The sequence below is a fragment of the Rhizobium sp. 01T444 genome, from assembly GCF_056398305.1.
Genome location: NZ_JBFTPD010000373.1, coordinates 1 through 540 on the forward strand (window position 1 = coordinate 1; position 540 = coordinate 540).

The following is a 540-nucleotide window of genomic DNA, read 5'->3' on the forward strand; positions in this document are numbered from 1 at the left end:
GGCCGGGAACCGGCATAGCCAGGCTTCCCGTGAACCAGCCAGCCATCTCCGGCAACTCTTCGATCTGACGGATGGTCTTCTCAGTGAGGGGGCGGGTGCCCGCAATCATCTGCCTCACGAAAGCACCATCTTTGTAGCCGAGCTTCTTCCCGAAGGCCGTCTTGTTGCCTCCTGAGATGCGATCAATCGCTGCCACCAGCAGGTCGATCCGCGGTTGGTCCGCTGTCGGTTTCTCCACCTGCAAATAGTAGCAGCCGCTACTGGTGGCATTTGCTACTTGTGATAGGTAGCGATTGCTACTATTATCGGCGCATGGACCTGAACTCATTCCTCAAAGCCGAGGGCGCCCCCACGGTCGCCGAATTTCGCATTCTGCTGCTGGCGGAGGGCGTTGTGGTCAAAAGCGATGCCCAGGTACGGCAGTGGCAGCACGGCTACGGCGGGCGGCTGCCCGACACCGTGAATTGCGTTGCCATCGAGAGAGCCACGAAGGAGTCCGTCATGCGCTGGGACTTGCGCCCGGGCGACTGGCACCGCCAC

2 protein-coding genes are annotated in these 540 nt (G+C 61.1%); one reads left to right on the forward strand and one right to left on the reverse strand.

The genetic code is table 11. From position 1 onward, the window contains the following. Nucleotides 1-244: hypothetical protein (locus AC1DTN_RS39005; protein ID WP_477925592.1), on the reverse strand; the 244-nt coding region annotated here is incomplete at its 3' end. Between the two features lie 68 nt (nt 245-312). Here AC1DTN_RS39005 and AC1DTN_RS39010 point away from each other — a divergent pair. After that, the coding region (locus AC1DTN_RS39010; RefSeq protein WP_477925594.1) for a YdaS family helix-turn-helix protein at nt 313-540 on the forward strand (228 nt) is incomplete at its 3' end.